The sequence below is a fragment of the Paenarthrobacter sp. E2MeOHC11 genome (genome assembly GCF_058744955.1).
Map to the genome: position 1 here is coordinate 56,883 of NZ_CP196674.1, position 20,001 is coordinate 76,883.

General features: G+C 62.0%; 17 protein-coding genes and 1 pseudogene. 9 read left to right on the plus strand and 9 right to left on the minus strand.

The window, feature by feature from the left end:
- Window position 1 precedes the first annotated feature (1 nt).
- The 4 genes from ACSSVG_RS23580 to ACSSVG_RS23595 all read left to right on the plus strand — a co-directional run bounded on the left by ACSSVG_RS23580 (window position 2) and on the right by ACSSVG_RS23595 (window position 6,040).
- Window positions 2–943 (plus strand): ABC transporter permease, encoded by a 942-nt coding sequence (locus ACSSVG_RS23580; protein ID WP_492419546.1) that lies wholly within the window; start codon window positions 2–4, stop codon window positions 941–943.
- Window positions 940–2,733: a dipeptide/oligopeptide/nickel ABC transporter permease/ATP-binding protein gene (locus tag ACSSVG_RS23585; protein ID WP_492419548.1), complete on the plus strand. Its 1,794-nt coding sequence runs from the start codon at window positions 940–942 to the stop codon at window positions 2,731–2,733. The genes ACSSVG_RS23580 and ACSSVG_RS23585 overlap by 4 nt, the downstream gene beginning before the upstream one ends.
- On the plus strand, window positions 2,730–3,605 hold the full coding sequence (locus tag ACSSVG_RS23590; RefSeq protein WP_492419550.1) for an ATP-binding cassette domain-containing protein: 876 nt from the start codon (window positions 2,730–2,732) through the stop codon (window positions 3,603–3,605). Before ACSSVG_RS23585 ends, ACSSVG_RS23590 begins: the two co-directional genes overlap by 4 nt.
- 140 nt (window positions 3,606–3,745) lie before the next feature.
- On the plus strand, window positions 3,746–6,040 hold the full coding sequence (locus ACSSVG_RS23595; RefSeq protein ID WP_492419551.1) for an alpha-L-rhamnosidase: 2,295 nt from the start codon (window positions 3,746–3,748) through the stop codon (window positions 6,038–6,040).
- A gap of 606 nt (window positions 6,041–6,646) precedes the next feature.
- On the opposite strand, the gene ACSSVG_RS23600 is transcribed toward ACSSVG_RS23595, so the two are convergent.
- Window positions 6,647–7,150, minus strand: a complete 504-nt coding sequence (locus ACSSVG_RS23600; RefSeq protein WP_492419553.1) for a MarR family winged helix-turn-helix transcriptional regulator — start codon at window positions 7,148–7,150, stop codon at window positions 6,647–6,649.
- A 95-nt stretch (window positions 7,151–7,245) separates the two neighbouring features.
- Here ACSSVG_RS23600 and ACSSVG_RS23605 point away from each other — a divergent pair, with 95 nt between their 5' ends.
- From ACSSVG_RS23605 to ACSSVG_RS23620, 4 genes and pseudogenes are all read left to right on the plus strand, one after another.
- Entirely contained in the window at window positions 7,246–7,920 is a 675-nt protein-coding gene (locus ACSSVG_RS23605; RefSeq protein ID WP_492419555.1) for an NADPH-dependent F420 reductase, read from the plus strand.
- Window positions 7,921–7,964: 44 nt separating this feature from the next.
- On the plus strand, window positions 7,965–9,008 hold the full coding sequence (locus tag ACSSVG_RS23610) for an LLM class flavin-dependent oxidoreductase (protein WP_492419557.1): 1,044 nt from the start codon (window positions 7,965–7,967) through the stop codon (window positions 9,006–9,008).
- 54 nt (window positions 9,009–9,062) lie between these two features.
- Window positions 9,063–9,182, plus strand: a pseudogene (locus ACSSVG_RS23615) (superoxide dismutase); the annotation flags it as partial.
- Between the two features lie 84 nt (window positions 9,183–9,266).
- Complete coding sequence (locus ACSSVG_RS23620) at window positions 9,267–10,313, plus strand: LLM class flavin-dependent oxidoreductase (protein WP_492419559.1); 1,047 nt, start codon at window positions 9,267–9,269, stop codon at window positions 10,311–10,313.
- A gap of 392 nt (window positions 10,314–10,705) precedes the next feature.
- Here the strand turns inward: ACSSVG_RS23620 and ACSSVG_RS23625 are convergent, their stop codons facing one another.
- Together ACSSVG_RS23625 and mobF are read right to left on the minus strand one after the other, a co-directional pair.
- Entirely contained in the window at window positions 10,706–11,752 is a 1,047-nt protein-coding gene (locus tag ACSSVG_RS23625; RefSeq protein WP_492419561.1) for a PDDEXK nuclease domain-containing protein, read from the minus strand.
- 197 nt (window positions 11,753–11,949) lie between these two features.
- Window positions 11,950–16,557, minus strand: coding sequence for a MobF family relaxase (mobF, locus tag ACSSVG_RS23630; RefSeq protein ID WP_492419563.1), 4,608 nt, complete (start codon window positions 16,555–16,557; stop codon window positions 11,950–11,952).
- A gap of 433 nt (window positions 16,558–16,990) precedes the next feature.
- Here mobF and ACSSVG_RS23635 point away from each other — a divergent pair, with 433 nt between their 5' ends.
- A complete protein-coding gene (locus ACSSVG_RS23635) occupies window positions 16,991–17,404 on the plus strand; it encodes a hypothetical protein (protein WP_492419326.1) in 414 nt (137 codons plus the stop codon).
- Window positions 17,405–17,464: 60 nt separating this feature from the next.
- Here ACSSVG_RS23635 and ACSSVG_RS23640 read toward each other — a convergent pair whose 3' ends face one another.
- The 6 genes from ACSSVG_RS23640 to ACSSVG_RS23665 all read right to left on the minus strand — a co-directional run bounded on the left by ACSSVG_RS23640 (window position 17,465) and on the right by ACSSVG_RS23665 (window position 19,961).
- Complete coding sequence (locus ACSSVG_RS23640; RefSeq protein WP_492419328.1) at window positions 17,465–17,950, minus strand: hypothetical protein; 486 nt, start codon at window positions 17,948–17,950, stop codon at window positions 17,465–17,467.
- Between the two features lie 126 nt (window positions 17,951–18,076).
- Window positions 18,077–18,220 carry a hypothetical protein gene (locus ACSSVG_RS23645; protein ID WP_492419330.1) on the minus strand — a complete coding sequence of 48 codons (144 nt, stop codon included), beginning with the start codon at window positions 18,218–18,220 and terminating at the stop codon, window positions 18,077–18,079.
- Between the two features lie 40 nt (window positions 18,221–18,260).
- Window positions 18,261–18,851: a thermonuclease family protein gene (locus ACSSVG_RS23650; RefSeq protein ID WP_492419332.1), complete on the minus strand. Its 591-nt coding sequence runs from the start codon at window positions 18,849–18,851 to the stop codon at window positions 18,261–18,263.
- Entirely contained in the window at window positions 18,848–19,492 is a 645-nt protein-coding gene (locus tag ACSSVG_RS23655; protein ID WP_492419334.1) for a sce7726 family protein, read from the minus strand. The genes ACSSVG_RS23650 and ACSSVG_RS23655 overlap by 4 nt, the downstream gene beginning before the upstream one ends.
- The gene (locus ACSSVG_RS23660) at window positions 19,492–19,746 is read right to left on the minus strand and encodes a ParB family protein (RefSeq protein ID WP_492419336.1); all 255 of its coding nucleotides are present in this window, start codon (window positions 19,744–19,746) and stop codon (window positions 19,492–19,494) included. The genes ACSSVG_RS23655 and ACSSVG_RS23660 overlap by 1 nt, the downstream gene beginning before the upstream one ends.
- The gene (locus ACSSVG_RS23665) at window positions 19,743–19,961 is read right to left on the minus strand and encodes a hypothetical protein (protein WP_492419338.1); all 219 of its coding nucleotides are present in this window, start codon (window positions 19,959–19,961) and stop codon (window positions 19,743–19,745) included. Before ACSSVG_RS23665 ends, ACSSVG_RS23660 begins: the two co-directional genes overlap by 4 nt.
- Window positions 19,962–20,001: the final 40 nt, after the last annotated feature.

Here is a 20,001-nt window from a genome sequence, read left to right on the forward strand (position 1 = left end):
GATGATCGCATTCCTTGCTCGTAGGCTCGGATCGGGGATAATCCTGGTCTTCGCCGTAACAGCCTTGACATTTTTTCTCGTCAACCTGACCAAAGTCGATGTGGCCCGGGCGCTGCTGGGCAACTCGGCGACAGCAGCCGAGTACGCCGCGAAGAACACTGAATTCGGACTCGACCGCCCAGTTGTCGTTCAGTACGTCGACTGGCTGACAAATGCCCTGCACGGCGACTTCGGACGCTCGTGGTTCACGAGCGAACCGGTAGCCTCCGCTCTCGCCAACAGGCTCCCGGTGACTCTCTCTGTGGTATTTGCAGCCATGCTGCTCACGGCGGTCATCAGCGTCGGCCTCGGGGTAGGCGCCGCCGTCAAAGGTGGAGGCCTTGACCGGGTCCTGCAGATGGTGTCGCTCTTGGGTTATGCGATTCCTGGTCTGCTGATCGCCATCGCTCTTGTCGCCGTGTTCGCACTGAACTTCCATCTGTTCAGGGCGACTGGCTACATCCCGATCACGAAGTCATTCGGTGGATGGCTTGGCACCATCACACTTCCTTGCATCGCGTTGGCCATCGGAGGTATAGCCGGTCTCGCGGCCCAGGTCCGAGGCGCCATGGTTGATGAGCTGAAGAAGGATTACGTGAGGACGCTGCGAAGTCGCGGGATCCCGCAGAGCGCCGTCGTTCTCCGACACGCTCTTCGCAATGCAGGAGCCCCGTCCCTAACGATCTTCTCGCTGCAGTTCATAGGCACACTCGGAGGTGCGGTAATTGTCGAACGCGTCTTCGCGCTGCCGGGCTTCGGGCAATTCTCTGCGATGTCAAGTATGCAGGGAGATACCCCGGTCACGATGGGCGTCGTGGCATTCACCGTCATCGTCATCGTCATCGTCAACCTCGTCATTGATCTGGCCATCGGATGGCTCAACCCGAAATCGAGGACACGATGACTGTAGTCTCCCCTCTGACCGTAGACCCCCAATTCGCAGGGCCAGCAGCCGATCCAAGGCGACATGGACTTCTTCGGAAGCTCTCGCATGATCCGGTGGCAGCCATCTCCCTGGCCATCCTCGTCACACTTGTGATCATTGGCCTCCTTGCTCCATGGATAACGCCGCACAACCCCGCCGAAGGCGATCTCGAGTTGGTCAACGCACCTCCGGGTGGCAAATATCTGCTCGGCGGTGACAGCTCCGGTCGAGACGTCCTGAGCCGGCTGATCGCGGCAATCGATATCAGCGTGCAATCGGCCGTTATCGCCACGGGCGTCTCATTCTTCGTGGGTGTCACCGGAGGCTTGATCGCCGGATATTTCGGTAAGTGGTTCGATGCCCTCTCCACTTGGGTGGCAAACCTTGTTATGGCACTTCCCGGTGTCATCCTTCTCATCGTTCTGTACCCGCTCACCGCCGGTTCCACACAGGTACTGATGGTGATCCTCGGCACACTGGTTGCCCCCGGCATATTCCGGCTCGTCCGTAATATGGTCGTGGCTGTCAAGAACGAGCTCTATGTCGACGCAGCCCGCGTGTCCGGCCTTTCCAACGCAAGAATCATTCGTCGCCACATCCTCTATGTTGTTCGCGCGCCACTCATCATTCAGGCCGCTTTCATCTCCGGAATCGCCATCTCTCTTCAAGCGGGACTGGCTTTCATCGGCCTCGGATCATCGACTGCCCCCAACTGGGGTTCCATGCTCTCCGAAGGATTCAGCTCCATGTACACCGCCCCGCTCCTGGTCCTGTGGCCGGGGCTGGCCTTGGGAATCACCAGCATCTGCCTCGTGCTACTGGGGAACTCGCTCAGAGACATACTCGAAGGATCCGAACAAGTGTCGAGCCGGTTCCGCGGACGGGTCGTACGCCGGAGGCTACCCTTGGACAGCACAGGAAGCGGGGCGTTGCTCACGGTCAATGACCTGCATATCGGATACCCGAAGGGCCGGGACGTCCTACCCGTCGTGAACGGAGTGACCCTCCAGGTTGAGGCCGGAGAGATACTCGGTCTGGTCGGGGAATCCGGATCGGGTAAAACGCAGACCGCCTTCTCCGTCCTGGGCCTTCTTCCATCTCAGGCCATCATCACCAAGGGCTCGATACGCCTTCACGGCGAGGAGTTATTGGATTTGTCCCAGCGTCAGATGGATAAGAAGCGCGGCTCGACCATCGCCTACATCCCCCAGGAACCGATGTCGAACCTGGACCCTTCCTTCACCATCGGAAACCAGATGATTTATGGCATCAGAGCAGTAACCAAGGCCTCCAAAACGGCCGCAAAGAAGACCGCCGTGGAACTGCTGGGACGCGTCGGAATTACAAACCCCGAGCAGGTCATCAAGCTTTACCCGCACGAGATTTCAGGCGGGATGGCACAACGCGTGCTGATCGCCGCCGCTGTTGCATGCAATCCCGAACTCCTGATCGCCGACGAGCCCACCACCGCCCTGGATGTGACCATCCAAGCCGAGGTCTTAGACTTGCTCCGAGATTTGCAGAAGGAGCGCCACATGGGCGTGATTCTCGTAACCCACAACTTCGGTGTAGTCGCAGACCTCTGTGACCGCGTAGCCGTAATGCAGAACGGATCCGTCGTCGAGTCAGGACCTGTCAGGGAGATCTTCCGGAACCCACAAAACGAATACACGAAGTCACTGCTCAGCTCGATCCTCTCCGAAACTTCCGTCCGGCCGGATCTGGCGGACGAACGCACATCTGCAGAAGCAAAGGCAGCCCAATCATGAGCGAATTGCTGAATGTCCGGGGGCTGAAAGTCTCATTCGGACGCAAGGGGTGGAGAAAGGCTCCCTTCGAGGTCCTGCACGGGATCGATGTGTCGCTGACACCAGGGGAAACGCTAGGAGTCGTCGGAGAATCAGGCTCAGGAAAAACCACTCTGGGCAGAGCCGTCCTCGGGCTGGTGCCGGCCTCTGCTGGCTCCATAAACTTCGAGGGACGGGATATAACGCGTGCCAGCGGCGCAGAACGCCGCAGTCTGGCCAAAGACATCCAAGTCGTTTTCCAGGATCCCTACACCTCCCTCAACCCCGCAATGAGCATCGCCGACATCTTGGCTGAACCGCTCATCGCCCTGGGCAAGAGCCCAAAGCATGCACGAGCGCATATCCGGACACTCCTCGACCAAGTCCAGCTCCCTGAGGACGCGATTCATCGCTTCCCACGCGAGTTTTCCGGCGGCCAACGACAGAGAGTCGCTATCGCCCGTGCTTTGGCGCTGTCCCCCAAACTCATCGTGTGTGACGAGCCCGTCTCGGCACTGGATCTCACTACCCAAGCGCGTGTCCTTGACCTATTTATCGACATCCAACGCGAGACCGGCGTCGCCTACCTGTTCGTCTCTCACGACCTTGCAGTCGTGCGACACATCAGCCACCGGGTCGCGGTCATGTACCGCGGGGAGATCGTTGAAACTGGCCCCGCCGCGAAGGTGACGATGCACCCAGACCACCACTACACGCAACGTCTATTGCTGGCAGCTCCTGTTGCTGACCCGGTCGACCAAGAAGCGCGGAGGGCGGAACGACAACGGTTATCAGCGACCCACAAAGAGCACGATGTCCGGTCCGGCGCCGTCTCCCCGGTGGGCGCCGGCTGACGTGCCCTCATCCCCTGCCCTCCCGCTTTCGGCGCCAGCCACAACAGCCATGGTGGGGGTTGAGCACACTATCAACCAATACCCAGCCGATCCCCAAAGTCTCCAGTTTCCGTCGGCCCTACTTACGAGAGAGCTCCAGAATGACTGATCAAGAATGGACCGCACGCATGATCGCGGCTGATATGGACCGTGACTGTGCACCGCTGCTCCGTCGCTCATTCAGCCTGTCCGAAGACCACGGTCCCCTGACCAAAGCCGAAATCGTCGCCACCGCGCTGGGACTTTGCGAGGTCTTCCTTAACGGCCATATCGTATCGAGCGATGTCCTCACGCCTGGGTGGAGCAGTTACGAGTGGAGGCTTCGTTACGCCCGATGGGACGTTACGAACCTTGTCGAGCCCACCTCCGTGATCGGGATTTCCATCGGGAACGGCTGGCACACCGGCCACCTGGGCTTCACGGGCAAGAAAGCCCTCTACGGAGAACAACGGGCAGCCTTTCTGGAACTGCGCCTCACCTACGCCGACGGCTTCGCGGAAACAGTCGCCACCGATGAGTCTTGGGAGTCCGGACCAAGCCCGATCACGGCGGACGACCTCTACAACGGCCAGAGCATTGACGCGCGCCTCATCGATCCAACGTGGTCCAAGCCGGGACCGGCACCGGAAGGATGGACCGGTGTACGCGTAGTCGACTTCGACCAGAGCCGCCTGACCCCCTACATAGGGCCGCCCGTACGCCGACAGGAAACCATCCAACCGCAACGCATCTGGCAATCTGACTCTGGCGCGACGCTGATCGACTTCGGACAGAATCTCGTGGGCTGGATCAGGCTGCGCGTCCAGGGAACCGTGGGTGACGTCATCACACTCCGACACGCCGAGGTCCTCGAAAACGGTGAGCTAGGAGTCCGTCCACTCCGCCTGGCCCGGGCCACCGACACCTACACCCTCAGCGGTGGGGCCGATACTTTCGAACCAACGTTCACTTTCCATGGCTTCAGATATGCAGAGGTCACCGGCTGGAAAGGTAATCATGATGAACTTGCCTCCGCCGTTCAAGCCGTCGTAATCAGCTCGGACATGAAACGCACTGGATTCTTCTCCTGCTCGGAACCACTTCTGAATCAACTGCACTCCAACATCGTGTGGGGCATGCGAGGAAACTTCCTTGACGTCCCCACGGACTGCCCGCAGCGGAACGAACGCATGGGGTGGACGGGAGACCTCGCCGCGTTTGCCTCCACGGCCGTCTTCCTCTTCGACGTCAACCACTTTCTGCAGGATTGGCTGCTGGACTTGGCAGCAGAACAAAAGAACACGGGAGGCGCCATCCCCATGGTCATACCCGACAATATGAAGTACGAGACCATCCCGGTACCTGAGGGCACGGAGACCACAGACGATCACATTTTCGCTTTATGGAATGACGCAGCATGCTGGGTTCCTTGGGCTTCATGGCAGGCCTACGGCGACGAAGCGGCCTTGAGACAGCAATACCAGTCGATGGCCGAATACGGACGCCGCATCGCCCGGGCAATTTCGGATCGAGGCCTGCTCGAGAGCGGACTCCAGCTTGGCGACTGGCTAGACCCCACGGCACCGCCCGAGGCCCCGATGAACGCCAAAGCTGACCCAAACGTAGTCGCAACAGCCTGCGTATTCCGCTCCGCAAGCATCGCTGCGAAGGCCGCCAGGGTGCTCGGCCGGGCCGATGACGCATCAGAATTCGAAGCCCTCAGCCATCGGATCCGCGCCGCCTTCAACGAGCACTATGTCTCCCGCGGCCGCATCCAAAGTGATGCGCCGACAGTGTACGCGCTGGCCATCGCCTTCGAACTCCTCGACCAGGCGGAGCGCCAGAGAGCCGGAGACCGGCTGGCGGAACTCGTCGCTTCGGCTGGCTATCACATCACCACTGGATTCGCCGGAACGCCTTTTATCACCGGAGCACTTTCTGACACGGGCCACCTAGATTCCGCGTACCGGCTGCTCCTCGAACGGGAATGCCCCTCATGGCTGTACCCGGTCACGATGGGTGCGACTACCATTTGGGAGCGTTGGGACTCCATGCTTCCGGACGGCAGCATCAACCCCGGCGAGATGACGAGTTTCAATCACTATGCCTTCGGAGCTGTCGGCGACTGGATGCACCGGGTCGTCGGAGGTATGTCACCAATCGAAGCAGGATATCGCAAGTTCCTCATCGAGCCACGCCCCGGCGGGAGGATCACGTGGGCCAAGACCGACCTCGCAACTCCGTTTGGTGAGGCATCGGTCCACTGGGAGCTTGATGGAGACAAGCTGGCTGTTCAGGCTACCGTTCCCCCGGGGTGCACGGCCCTTCTGCGGATTCCCGGGTCACCGGAGATGACGCTAAATGAAGGACACCATCAGTTGTTGCATGCGTCCATCGACCTGGCGCCGGCAAGGTGACTTGAACGGTCCCGCAAGGCATGTCCAGGACGTATGCATGACCGTCTGCAACGTTCAAGAACACCGCGATCATATCCTCGAGAATGCGCGTCCTGCGGCGCGATCGATGCTCCATCAGGTCCCAATTCCGCCAAGGGTACCGTGACCCTCACAAGGACATTCCCCGCCTCGCTTGGCGCTCATTTTGTGGGCATATGCAGGATACCCAAATCATGTTTGAAACGTCGTTTGCCTCCCCCTTCCTCTTAGTTCTCTCCGCCGTTGCCATGCCCGCAAGTCGACTCAGCCTGGACCAAGGAACCCGCAGCACTTTGCCTTCTGCAACGCGAAGACCAGGCGGAAAGGCGCAATGACGCGGCCGGCAGCCCCCGCCGCTGTTGCAGTGATCGCGCCGCGCAGCGCAGTTTGGTTACGCTACGGGCCGGAACCGGCCGCCGGTGTGAGGGACTCCACGAGGCTTATTAATGCGGTGCGGACGCCGCCCGCATGGTGGACCGAACTCGAAACGCCAGACGGCAGCACCTTCCTAGGTCCCCATTCCCGTGCACAACGGGCCTGCGGCAAATTGCCGCGTAAGCGGATGACCGCGACGTGCGAGAAGCGCTGCTAGACGTTGTCCATGGCTTCGCAGGGGTTGGCGCCGGGGTGGGCGCGATGAACGTTCTTGGCTAACTGACTAATCAGGACACCAAGGGCCTGGGCGTCCTGCTCTTCAATCCCAGCGAGAAGGTCGGCTTCGGCTGCCGCGACACGTTCCTCGTATGCGGCCAGCAACTGCCGCCCGCTTTCGGTGGCGATGATTTTCCGAGCCCTACGGTCTGATGGGTCGGCGATACGTTCGACGACGCCGGCGTCCACAAGAGTGTCCAGTAAGTAGGTTAGGACGGTCCTATCGATGGCCAGGTGGGATCCGAGGGCCTGCTGGTTCGGCGGATCTTTGTGCACAACGGACGACAGCACCTGGAAGCCGCGGATGCCGGCCGGCATCTGGTCAACAGCAGCCTCGAAGCGGGTCTGGTAGCCGCGCAGCACCATGCCGAGGTGCCAGCCCAGATCTCCTGGAACGGATGCCGTATGTGTGCCGCGATGGGTGGTTGTGCTTTCGGTCATGAACACATCATACCGCCAAACGTGAAGTTGCGCAGATGTTCTGTGAGGAATATAGTCTGTGAAACAACATATATTAATTAGGGAGGACCAGCAGCATGAGCGTTGAGCAGCACCAGCCGGCAGAGGCCCGGACGATTGGAATCCTCGGGGCCGGCCGGGTCGGAACCGCCGTCGCCCGTCAGGCTCTCAAAGCTGGCTACGACGTGAAGATCGCAACCTCAAAGCCGGCGGACGAAATCGCGCTGCTGGTGGAGATCATCACCCCCGGCGCGGTGGCCGTCACGGCCGCCGAAGCGGCGGGGGCGGACATCGTCGTCGTGGCTGTACCTCTGCACAAGTACCGCACGCTCGACCCTGATCTTCTGGCCGGCCGGACTGTCATCGACGCGATGAACCACTGGGCGCCCATCGACGGGGAGATCGACGGCTTCGAGAACGATGACAGGACGAGCAGCGAAATCGTCCGGGCCTACCTGTCCGGCTCAGAAATCGTGAAGACTCTCAATCACATCGGCTACCACGACCTCGAGGAGGATGGCAGGCTGCCGGGTTCCGAAAACCGGCGTGCTCTGGCCCTGGCCGGTGGCAGTGACGATGCGAAGGCCCTCGTGGCGGCCTTCATTGATCGCATTGGCTACGACACGGTGGACGCGGGTCCGCTCGAATCCGGACGGGCCTTCCAGCCCGGCACCGAGATCTTCAACGGCAGCCACTCGGCAACACAGCTCCGGTCAATCCTCGCCGCAGACCGCGAACCCGTCCGGGCCTGAACCCCTGCATTCAACAACCAGAGCACTGCAATCAGGAGAACATAATGGAACTCGGCGCTTACAGTTTCGGCGACACCCCACGCAACCCCGACGGAAGCCTTCGGCCCACCGCCGAGGCCATTAGCAACCTCCTCGAGGCGATGCTCCTGGCCGACCAGACCGGGCTGGATTACTTCGGCGTGGGAGAGCACCACACCCTAGACATGCCTGCATCTTCCCCGGGTGCTGTGATCGCGGCCGCGGCCGCGGCAACGAAGCAGATCAAGCTCGGCAGCGGCGCGAGCATCATCAGCACCGACGACCCGGTACGGGTGTTCCAGCAGTTCGCCACCGCCGATGCCGTCTCCGGGGGTGGCCGGGTGGAAATCACCGCCGGCCGCGGATCCTCCGTGGAGACGTTCCCGCTCTTCGGCTACGATCTGAACGACTACGACCGGCTCTACGCCGAAAAACTCGACCTGCTGATGACCATTAATAACAGCAAAACCGAAAACATCACCTGGTCCGGGACCGTCCGGCCTGATCTTCACGACCTGGCCGTCGTGCCCCGTCCGGTCAACGGTCCCCTGCCCCTCTGGCTCGCGACCGGCGGCAGCGCCCCGTCCTCGGTCCGCGCCGGAAAGCTTGGCCTGCCCATTTCGTACGGCATCCTCGGCGGAGCTCCAGCCAGGTTCGCCCCGCTCGCCGACCTCTACCGGCAGACCGCCGCACAGGCAGGACACACCGGCGAGAACATCAAGGTCTCCGTCGCTGCCCTCGGACTCATCGCCACAACCAAGAAAGAAGCGCTGGAACGCTTCTACCCCGGGTGGTACAACCTCAACATCGAAATGGGAAAGCTCCGAGGCTGGCCCGCACCGGACAAGCGCCAGTTCCTGGCGCAGACGGAGTTCCCCGGCGCATACTACGTCGGCGCCCCGGACGAAATCGCCAAGCGCATCGCCGACCTGCATGGGCACATGGGTCACATGCGCCACTTCCTGCAAATGGACATCGGCGGCCTGCCACAGGAGCACTTCCTCGAATCCCTCACCCTGCTCGCCACCGAGGTCAAACCCCGCGTCGAACGCCTCCTGACCGGCAAGTAGGCGAGGCATTCACGCACGTATCATTCCCCACGTTCTGAACACTAAGGAAGAACCATGAACACCTACGTACTGCCCGACCTCGACTATGACTACGCCGCATTGGAACCCCAGATCTCCGCAAGGATCATGGAACTGCACCACAGCGAGCACCACGCCACCTACGTGGCCGGCGCCAAACGCTTCGACGCCGCCCGCACGAACGCCACCGGCCTCATTCTGCAGGGAACTGCCGCCGGATCACAGGCCTAAGGAAGCTCCATGGAACTCGGCGTCTACAGCTTCGGCGACACCCAGCGCAACCCCGACGGGGGCCTCCGCCCCACCGCGGAGGCCATCCGCAACCTCCACGAAGCCATCGTCCTGGCCGACCAGACCGGACTGGACTACTTCGGCGTCGGCGAGCACCACACCGCGGACATGCCGGCTTCCTCCCCGGGGGCCATGGTCGCCGCCGCCGCAGGCGTGACTAGGCAGATCATCCTCGGCAGTTCCGTGAGCGTACTCAGCACCGACGACCCGGTCCGGGTATTCCAGCAGTTCGCAATAGCTGACGCGGTATCCGGCGGCGGGAGAGTGGAACTCACCGCCGGCCGCGGCTCTTCCGCCGAGTCCTACCCCCTGTTCGGATATGAGCGGCAGGACTACGACCAGCTCTACGCCGAAAAGCTCGACCTGCTGATGACCATCAACAACGCCGACGACGACGCCCGCGTCAGCTGGGCAGGCACAGCCCGGCCCGCGCTGGCTGACCTTGCCGTTGTTCCTCGTCCCGTCCACCGCCGGCTGCCCATCTGGCTGGGAACCGGCGGCAGCGCACCCTCCTCGGCCCGCGCCGGAATGCTGGGCCTGCCCGTCTCCTACGGCATCATCGGCGGCACCCCGTCCAGGTTCGCTCCCCTGGCCAAGCTGTATCGGTCATCCGCCGCCCAGGCCGGGCACAGCGGAGAAAATATCAAGATCTCCGTGGGTGCGTTCGGCCTAATCGCCCCGACCAAGAAGGAAGCGACTGAACGTTTCTACCCCGGATGGCACAACCTCAACATCGAAATGGGCAAGCTGCGCGGCTGGCCTGCCCCGGAGATGAGCCACTTCGATGCACTCGTAGAAGCGCCCCGGGCCTACTACGTCGGCGCCCCCGACGAAATCGCCCAACGCATCGTCGACCTGCACGGCCACCTCGGTCATATGCGGCACTTCCTGCAAATGGACATCGGCGGCGTGCCCCACGAACACCTCCTCGAATCAATCACCCTGCTAGCCACCGAAGTCAAACCACGCGTCGAACGCCTCCTGAAAAACCACTAAGGAAGCCGGCGACAGGGCTGCAAACCGTATTAGGAATGTCAACCAAAGGCGACGGAGCACTCTCAATACGGGAGCTATCCGCTCCGATGGAGATGGGCGTGGAGCTAAGTTTCCGGTTCCGGTACACCCCAACCTGACGTCCTGGGGCGGGTGGAAACCTCGTCAGATTAGGGTCTGAATCTCTTTCATGGACAGCAGCTTGAGGAAACCTTGAATCCAACCTGACACTTCCACCTTCATCGCGACATATGGGTGCTTATCGGCGTGAGGCGACTCGACAGGCTCGTTGCCATGGCTCATAGATCACCTGCGGCTGTTCTCTGGGTAGTGCAGCACCCGGCACTCCCCCGCAGCGTACTCGTCGTGCCGCCGGCAGCCCGCTGGTGCAGTAATCAGGCTTCGACTGCGTCGGCGGGGTCGTGTTCGAGCGCAGCGGTAATTGCGGCCGGGGAGGGTAGGGTTTCCTTTTCGTCGGCCGGGAGCGCTTCGTAGGTGTACGAGGTGACCGTGAGCGGCTGGGCGGATCCGTCGAGTGCGTATCGGACGGTTCGCTCGTTCCGCGACCCGCAGACAAGGATGCCAACGGTGGGCGCCTGTCGCGGTAGGCGCAGCATGTCGTTGACCGCTGCGACGTAGAAGTTCAGCTGCCCCAGGTGTTCAGGCTTGAACTTCCCTGCTTTAAGTTCAACCACAACGTAACGGTCCGAAGGCACGTGATACAGCAGAAGATCGATGAAGAAGTCATCTCCATCAACGTCGAGTGGATACTGCCGGCCGATGAAAGCGAAACCGGGGCCAAACTCGGCCAGTGTTTGAGCCATCCGCAGGGTCATGGCCTCTTCGATAGCGTGTTCTTGGGCTTCTTCGGTAAGGCCCAGAAAATCCAGCACGAGGGGGTCCTTGGCCACAGCCTGTGCCAGATCGGTTCCTTCGCCCGGAAGGCGCGCTTCCAAGTTATTCGGTGCTGCCCCAGTTCGGGTGTGAAGCCCGGTGAGGATCTGGTGTTCAAGAGCGGCAACCGACCAGCCGTGCTGGACCGCCCTGGCGGCGTACCAGCGGCGCAGTTCGTGGTCTTTGAGTTTGTTCAAGAGCGCTACGTTATGGCTCCAGCTCAATTGTCCAGACGGTGTCTGGACAATTGGTTCAGGCCCGTTCCACGCGGCCGCGAACGCGCGCATGTTGTAGACGTTCGTCCGGGAAAATCCCCTCATGTGCGGAAACTCCGCCCTTAAGTCACGTGCAAGCCTGTCTAGGACCTTACTGCCCCAGGATTCGTTCGCCTGCCGTTCCAGGATCGTCCGTCCGATGTTCCAATACAGCTCGATCATCGCACTGTTGACCACCTGCTGGGCCCTGAGTTTCGCGTCCCGCACCAGACCTTTGAGGGTCGTGAGGGCGGCTACATAATCTTCGGGTAGGTCCGGCTCGATCTGGTTCATGAATCCACCCTAGCGGCCACCACTGACGCTCAAAATTTCAATTGTCCAGACAGTGTCTGGACAATTGCCTTTCGGTCGGGCAAGAGACACTACTCGCAAAGACTCTCTTGCGGATGATCGGCATTACGACTCCGCTAGAGACCCACCGCTGCGTTGGTCATGCCGCTTGCCGGGCCTGCCCGTCTAGTCAAGCCAGCCTACAGGCGCGGTCCGCGGGGGCCTTGTTCCGGACCGGTGCCCGGACCTGGCTGGTCGCGGCTGCGACGTTCTTCGGCGGCTTTCGCGTCTGCTTGTTCCTGGCGGAGGTTTTCGACCGCGGATGGGGTGCCGTTTGGCTGCGCTGCGCGCCGGACGGCGGCGAGTTTCTCGGCAAAGTCCGGGCCGGTCTTCTTCGCTTGTTCTTTCTCCTGTTCGCGGCGGGCCTTGAGCTGGTCAAGGGCTTCCTGGACTGCTTCCGCGCTTTGGGTCTCGGACTGTCCGCCGGGCCGGTCTGCCCGGTTCTGGCGGACCTTGCGGGCTAGTTCGGCCAGTCGTTCGGCACGTTCCTGTGCCGGGCTCAGCTGCGCTTCCGCGCCACGGGCCTGCTGCAGGTGATCCACGACTTCTTCTGCCGGTGTCGGGGTCTCCTTAACGGCGGCCTCCACGTGGGCGGCTTCGGCCATCAGGGATGCGTCTGCTGCGGACAGGGGATCCTTGGCGGTCTGGGCCGTGTATTTGTGCATGGCGGTGACTCGGGCGGTCAGTTCTGACCCGAGGCCCTTGTGTTGGTGGTCCTTGGGCACGGGGGCAGATTCGCTGGCCGGGATCCGGTAGATGTCCCGGTAGGTGGAGATTTCCACGGCGAGGGTCCGCCACTGGTCCTGCCGCGCAGGGTCGGACGGCACCGGTCCAAGGGCAACTGCCCAGGTTGGAGGTTGGGCCGCGAGCTGGGCACCGAGCCGGGTGACTTCGGTGGACATGGTCTCCCGGCGCTGGCTAAGTTCCTTCCGCCACAGGGCCGGGGTGTCTTCGTGGTTTGCGACGTCCGCTGGTGCCATCCATGCCGGCAACCGGTCAACTGCAGCTTGCGGGCTGACGGGCGCGGGCAGTTGACGGCGTAGTTCGATTTCGGCGCGGATCCTGCGGTGGACCTGCGCGGCTGCTTGCACCTTGGGCGCCGTCTCGTCCCGGCGGTAGTTGGTCAGCGCGCCGCGTTCGTAGGTTTCGTCGGCGCGGGCTTCGGGGTTCATCAGTTGACGGAGGGATTGTTCCTTGTGCAGGGATGCTGCCAGCCATTGTGCTTTCCGCGTGGCCGCGGGGTTGTTGACGGTCGTGTCCGTGCGTCCTTGCTCCTGTGCGGTGCGCAGGCGTGTGGCCAGGTCATCGTCGCTGAGGTGGCCGTGCAGGCGCCGCTGCCACGGCGTGTTTTTCCGTTCGGCCATCCAGTTACGGACGAGGTCTTTCCGGTCCGGAGTTTCAGCACCTGGTGTGCGCGCTGCTTCTGCCTTGGCGCGCATCAGCTGACCAACTGCGCGACGGTCGAGCCGTTCGAGCGCCTCGTCAGTGATTGATTCCAGGGGACGGCGGCCGGGATCTGCCGCGCGTGAACGCCACCGGTCAAGGCGGTCCTCAACCCGCCATGCAAGAACCGCGGTGGGATCCTCGGCCGCGCCGAAGTCTTCCTCGTTCACGCTGTCTTTGAGCAAGGTGACGAGGTTGAAACCTTCGTTCTCGGCCGCGCGCAGGTGCGTGGAGACTGCTCCCCAGGCAGTGGACTTCGTGAACGTCCCTGCCACGCCTTCGCCAAGTTCGCGGCGGGCGATGTTCGCCATGCGCAGTTCGTTGGCTTGGACGTCAATGTCTCTGTACTGCTCGGACATTTCCGGCAGCGATCGGGCTTGGGCGCGGGCGGCGTCCATCTGTTCGTGCGCGGTCAGGTTCCCGTCATGGTTGGCGGCCACCGCACTCAGTACGTCCTCCATGGTTTCTCCCTCAGCAACAATGCCGTAGAGCTTGTTGGAAAAACGGCCGCGGGAAGCGGCGACATAGGCCAGCGCGCGGGACAGTCCAGAGCTGATCAGGGCGTGCACGGTGTCGCACGTGACTCCCTGGGTGCGGTGGATGGTTGCCGCGTATCCGAGCATCGTTTTCCCGCGCACGTAGTCGGCCGGGAGAGTGACAGTGCCTTGGTGGCTGCCGTGGCGGACGGTCAAGGACCCGTCCTCGTGGGCACCGAGAACATTCCACACGTCGTTGTTTTTGACGAAGTCCTTGCCCCTGTTGGTGGACAGGCGACGGTTGTTCTCACGGGTGACGATGATGTCCCCGGCGCGGGCGGTCAGCCCGTCACGGAGCATGGCTGCCGGGGTCGTGGAATCCAGTTCTCCGGTGGCGATCCGGTACGCCTGGGCACGGGCGTTCAAGTCCGTGACGGTGGCATTGTCGAACGCCATCATGATGGAATGTTTGCCGGCGTTGGTGTCTTTCTGCCACGCCTCGAACACCTGGGACGTCATGGTCTCGGCGTCGCCACCGACAACGCGGCGGTTCTCCCGGTAGAAGGTCCACGGGTCATCGACCCCGTTGAGCGGAGGTTCGCGGAGGGCCAGAGTGGCTTCCGCTTCTGCCTCGTTCGGGGTGCCGTCAGCGTTCCTGAACCGGTGCAGGTCTTCCAGATGCACGGCCCCGACGGTGTTCTTCAATAGCCGCAGCGCGCCGCCTGATCCCACCGCTGAAAGCTGCTGATCATCACCGAGTGCGCGCACGACAGCGCCGTGCTGTTCTGCAATGGTCACTGCCGAGGCGAACAACTCCGTACCCACCATCCCGGCCTCGTCAATGATGATGACGTCACCGGGCTGGGGTGTGGTCTTCTCGTCATTCGCCCCTGTTGTGTGGGCGAGAACGAAGGAGTCGATGGTGGTCGCCGTGGCTCCCAGTTCGGTTCCCATCACGGCAGCGGCCACGGCGGTGGGGGCCAGACCGAAGACCCGCCCGCCGGCTTCCCGGATGGTGTCAGCGGCAAGCTTCAGTGCTGTGGTTTTGCCCGCACCGGCCGGTCCGACGCCGACGAGCAGCAGCCGGTCGCTGCAAGCAAACTCTCTGGCCATGCGCAGCTGCCCGGCGTCGAAGGTCTTATCCTGGCGTGCCAACGCGGCGTCGAAGGAATCGACTGTCGCGGCGGGAATGACACTGCTCTGTGCGGCGGTCAGCAGCCGGTCTTCGCTGTGGAGGATCCCTGCTGATGTGTACAGGGTGGAGTGCGGTTTTCCGTACTTCGAAGCACCGTTGGACAAGCGCAGTGCGTCGATTTCAGGGGTAGGCGTTTCGGGTGTGATGCGCAGTGAAAACTGGTCAGTTGCGCGTGCCACGACTTGTTCCAGCAGCGCCGCGGGGATAGGCATCTCACCGAGCCGGGAACCCAGCCGTCTGGTTGCTTCGGCCCTGATGTGGTGCTCTCCCCAGACACCTCGGCTGCGTTCCAGACGTTCGATGACGCCCTGCGCTTCGACGGCGGGATCAAGCTCGTCAGCGTGGGCAACCATCCACAAAGGCTGGTCCTTCTCGGCCTGTTCACGCGCGTCATGCCGATGTTCGCGTGCGTTCTCGACGGCGGCCGGGCCGGTAACAACGCCCGGCAGCGCCCCTAATTCGGTCGTCCATTCATCAACCAGAACGGACAGTTGTCGGGCATCCTTCTTCGCCGGACGGGTGTCCAGAGTTGCCTGCTGGGCGAGGGCGATCAGTTGCTTCTTGTTGGGTGCGTAGCCGTGCTTTTCAATGAACTCTTTCGTCAGTTCATCAATCACGGGCTTGATGCCTTCCCGCCGTGACGAGGCAGCTTCGATGGCTGCAACATTGACGCCGGCGATCTCAATGACCGGACGGTCGCCGTTGACTTTGCGTTCGGTCAGACCGACACCCAGGCGGGCGCAGATCTTCTCCATGACGAGCCGGTTGTACATTTCCGAGGCAGCCACATTGAACTGGTACAGCAGCCGTCCGTCGAGGCTGGACCACTTACCATCCGCACCAAGAACCTTGTTGGAAACCACGATGTGATCGTGCAGCTGAGGATCCCCGTTACGGGAATCGTAGTGACGGAACTTGGTATAGATCAGGCCACCGTCCACATCCTCCTGGCGGACGCCGTTACGTCCTCTACGGGTAAACGTGGCTTCCTTTTCGAGGTAGCCCATGGTTTCTTCGATGGCCTCATTGTGGGCCGCTTCGATCTGCTTACGGGCCTCGTCTCCGCCAATGGCCCACAGGACGGACGCTGATTTTGCTGGAGCAAATACAAGGTCGTATCCGGCGACGGTCTGGGTCGCTGGCTTGGTTTGGGCCGTGATGAACCTGCCCAACTCTTCCTTGTCGGAAGGGTTTCTTCCGTTGAGCTCCCGGAAGTATTTGGCCCCTTCTTTCGTGCGGATCAGGCGCCGGTTGTCCGCATCAGGTTCGCGGTGATTCATGCGCTTGTAGTCACCGGTGGCGCGGCTGATCCGCGCCTGAAGCTCACTGTCCTTCTGATTGGCCTGACGGTACTTCTGGCCCAGGGAGACATCCGCTTTGGGGTCTTCCTTCAGCATTTCCGCGGCGTTAGGGTGCAAACCATTTCCGAAAAGTGCCGCCATTTGGGTTTCGGTGACTTCCCCGGAGACCCCCAGATGGTGCACACCGGCCCCGCGCCATTGTCCCGGCGGGTTGCCGTCCACGGTGTAGTAATCACCCAGTTCGCGGCCCTTCGCGCGCAGCTCATCACCGCTGGCGACTTCACGTGTGTAGTACGTGTATCCGTCGCCGGCACTGAGCTTGTGCACGGTCATCACGGTCCCCAGCATACCCGCGAAACGGCCCCACCTATCGATGATGCATGAGGTGTGACAGATATTGCTCTTTTTGGTCTGTGGAATTGGCTGATGGTCGCTTGCGAGCGGGGCTCAATGAAACGGAACGAAAAGGGTAAGATCGGGCCATCAAGATTTTGATGCGGTTCTGCACATGAGAATGGGCGGTGGGTAACACGCTTTTCGTTATCCACCGTTCGTTTCGATTGTGTAGAACCGCTGCCCGGGTTATCCACAGGTGGGCAGCGGAGAGAGCGGACTTTCTCTCGGAGGGTCCACGTGTGGGAAAGCCGGGCACGGCCAGCCCGAGCGCAAGCGAGGACCTTTGCGGCGCGAGCCGCACGCTTGGAACTGGTGCCGCGCTAGCCGTTAGGTTTGTACACGGACAGTCCAAAGGGGAGGGACCCACACCATGGCAACACCACGTAAGTCTGCACTGCAATTGGCGGCCCGCGAGAAGGCAATGGCCAAGGCCAGAGAGCTGACCGAGCGGCACGAGAAGCTGATCGAGATGGCGGCCGAGTTCTTCCAACAACAGGAGCAAGCTGAACTCGTGCGCACCGAGGCGAGGAAGAAGGCTGATGCTCTTCTGGCCAAGGCCGAGGCTGACGCCCACAACGCCGTCCGCAGTGCCGCGACGACGCTTCGCGCCATGCTCGATTCCGGCGAGCCCAAGTCCTCCGTGGCTGCACGGCTGGGACTGAGCGGAGCTGAGCTGAAGCGCATGCTCGATCTCAGCTCTGACGAGGAACCTGCTTCCGCCGGAAGCGGGAAGTCAGACGATCACGACTCGTCCCAGCCCAACACCCAGGACGTCGCCGCCTGACCACCAACAGCAAGGAAACGCCGAAGCCCCCCCGACACATGTGCCGGGGGGCTTCTCTTGTCAGAAGAGCGTTGGTGCGTCTGGATCCGCTCCGGAGAGCAGCGCACGGATAAGTTCCTCACGTGCCCATCCATGCGCGCGGACTTCGTCTCGTAGCGCCCTGGATTGCTCCGCGAACTGTCTGCGCGCAAGACCTCGCCACCGGAATCCAGTACCATTCGTGTCACGGCCCTTGGCCTGACGATCGAGCATGTTTGCCCTGGCATCCCCGACACTTAGGTGCGTGTCCGAACCGGTGGTTGCCCGCACGCAGAGCGGAATGTCGCAGTGGTGCATCAGAGGCCCGAAACCGTCTAGGTCGGCACCGAAGGCCAAGTGGAAAGCGAAGCGGTGGGGGCGGACAGCCTGAGTCCGTCCGGCGCTGTTCAGGGTGAAGCGTCCGTAGCCATCGTCGGCAACGGCCCGGCTCCAGAGCCAGCAATCATTCTCCCGCGGTCCCTTGATCACCTTGGACCAGAAGCGCGCGGCATCCCGTGATGGGTTCACGGCCGGGCTACCATCGACGCCAGCGGCGTTCGAGCCGGTTCGCGGCAAAGAAAGAGGCAACCATGAACACAGCCGGCGGCACAGCCTGGAGCAGACTCTGACCAAGCCAGGCCACCACGGCGGTGATCAACGCGATGACGCCGGCGGCCTTGCAGAGAAAGATGAGGATGCCTTGGCCGGGGCGGCCACCGGGTGAGTGAGTGCGTAGATGATCCAGCCGCCCAGGGCGACAACAGCGAACGCTGCGAAGAAGATCAGAACGACGGCCATGGTGTTCCCCTAACGATGGGCTGATGCGTGGTCGGCGGGTTCAGCAGCTCCATCGGCCCGCCCTGCTGTCCTTGGCTTGGTCGGCGGCCGCGGTGAAGTCCTCGCTGTACGCGAAGGGCTTGCCGTAGCCGGTAGCTTCGGCGTGGCCCTGTTCAAGGATCGAGAGGTTGGCCAGGGCGCCGTCAGCGGTCCAGACGTAGGCAAGCAGCCGGTCGTACTTGTCCCGCACCCCTTGGCCGGGATCCGCGGAGAGAAACACTTGGCTCCCGTCCAGGAGTGAGTGCAGGTAGGTGGACGCTTCCGGTCCGCCGCATTCGACGGGCGCGTCGTCTTTGACGCTTTCCGGGGCGTTGATGCCAACGAGTCTGACGCGGGTGCTGGTGCCGTTGCAGCTGATCCGGATCGTGTCACCATCGACCACACTCTCCACGGTGTAGGGGCCGCTGCCGGTGTCCTGTAGTGCCGGCGGCCGCGCGGCCGTCCCCGTCGCGCTACAGGGCACTTCATGCAGCGGTGCCGGGCCGCCGGCAGGAACAGTCTGCGGTCCGCCCTGCGGCGTGCAACCGACCAGGGCAAAGATGGCCAGGACACTTCCGAGCATTAGCCGGCCCTTGTGCTGGGTGATGGTCACGGGTGGTCCTCTCTTGCCGCTGTTTCCGTCGGGGTAGGTCGTCCCGGCGGGTGGCCAGATGTGGTGCGCCAGTTGTGCCTGGACTTGAGTTGTTCACGAACCAGGGTGCGCAGAGTGTCAGTATCGAGGTGGCCGGCCAGGCGTGTCATGAGGACGTGGTTTGGTTTGGAGCGGAAACCTTTGTCGATGCCGTGTGCGGTCAGTGCGTTAAGCAGTTCCTCACGCCACAGCAGCGTGGTCAGGAACCTGGGATCGATGGATGGGTTGGGCTGCTGTTCTCGCAGGGGTGTCAGCTCGATTCCGCCGCCGCGAACTTGTGCAGTTATCACTCCCCACCAAGGGGGCAGCAAAGGAACGGCATGGGAAAGATGTTTGTCTGCGATGACCAAGCTCATGTGGTCAAGGACTTTGGAGTAGACCTCTACCTGTTTAGGGAGTCGGCGCAGAGTGTCATGCGCGCTCTTTATTTCGTAGCCGGAAAACGATCCGTTGAGCACAGCGACGTCTACGCGGACTTCTCCGGCAAGACTTAGCTCATCGATGACCATCGTCGGGGTGCGCATCTCCCGATGCTGGTGCGTCAAGGTCGCATGCAATACTTCCCGAATGTCTTGATCCCGCGTGGAGCAAGATTCGTTCATCAGTTGTCCTCCCTCGCTGCTGTTTCAGCTCGGGTACGCCTGCCTGGGCGAAGCTCTCCGGCTTCAACTCCCTCCCATTTCCGGCCGTCGTTGTACTTGCGCTGCAACCTGCGAAGTTCCCGGCGTGCAGCTGCTTCAACGAAGTCCGAAATGGACACATACCCTTCGAGCTTCCCGACGGCTTGAACTGCCGCGCGGATCTGCCGCAAGTCCTCTTCAGTGAAGTAGGGCCCCTTCTTTTCGCTCGCTTTCATTGTTCTCCGGAGCCGAACATGCGCCGCTCCGATGCCGCGCCTATTCGTCTGGCAACAGCCAAAGCCCTGCCGGAGTCCTCATGCCGAGGGTCCGTCCCGGCCATCAGCTGCTCGGCGTAGCCTTTGGCGTAATCCAGGTCGAGTTTCGGCCAGCCGTCCAGTTCCTCGTCGGTGGCCTTTTCTGCTGAGTTGAACAGCTTCCTTGGACTTGGCATGTGTGGATCCTTTGTTTGATGGGCGAGGTAGCGCCGGGGT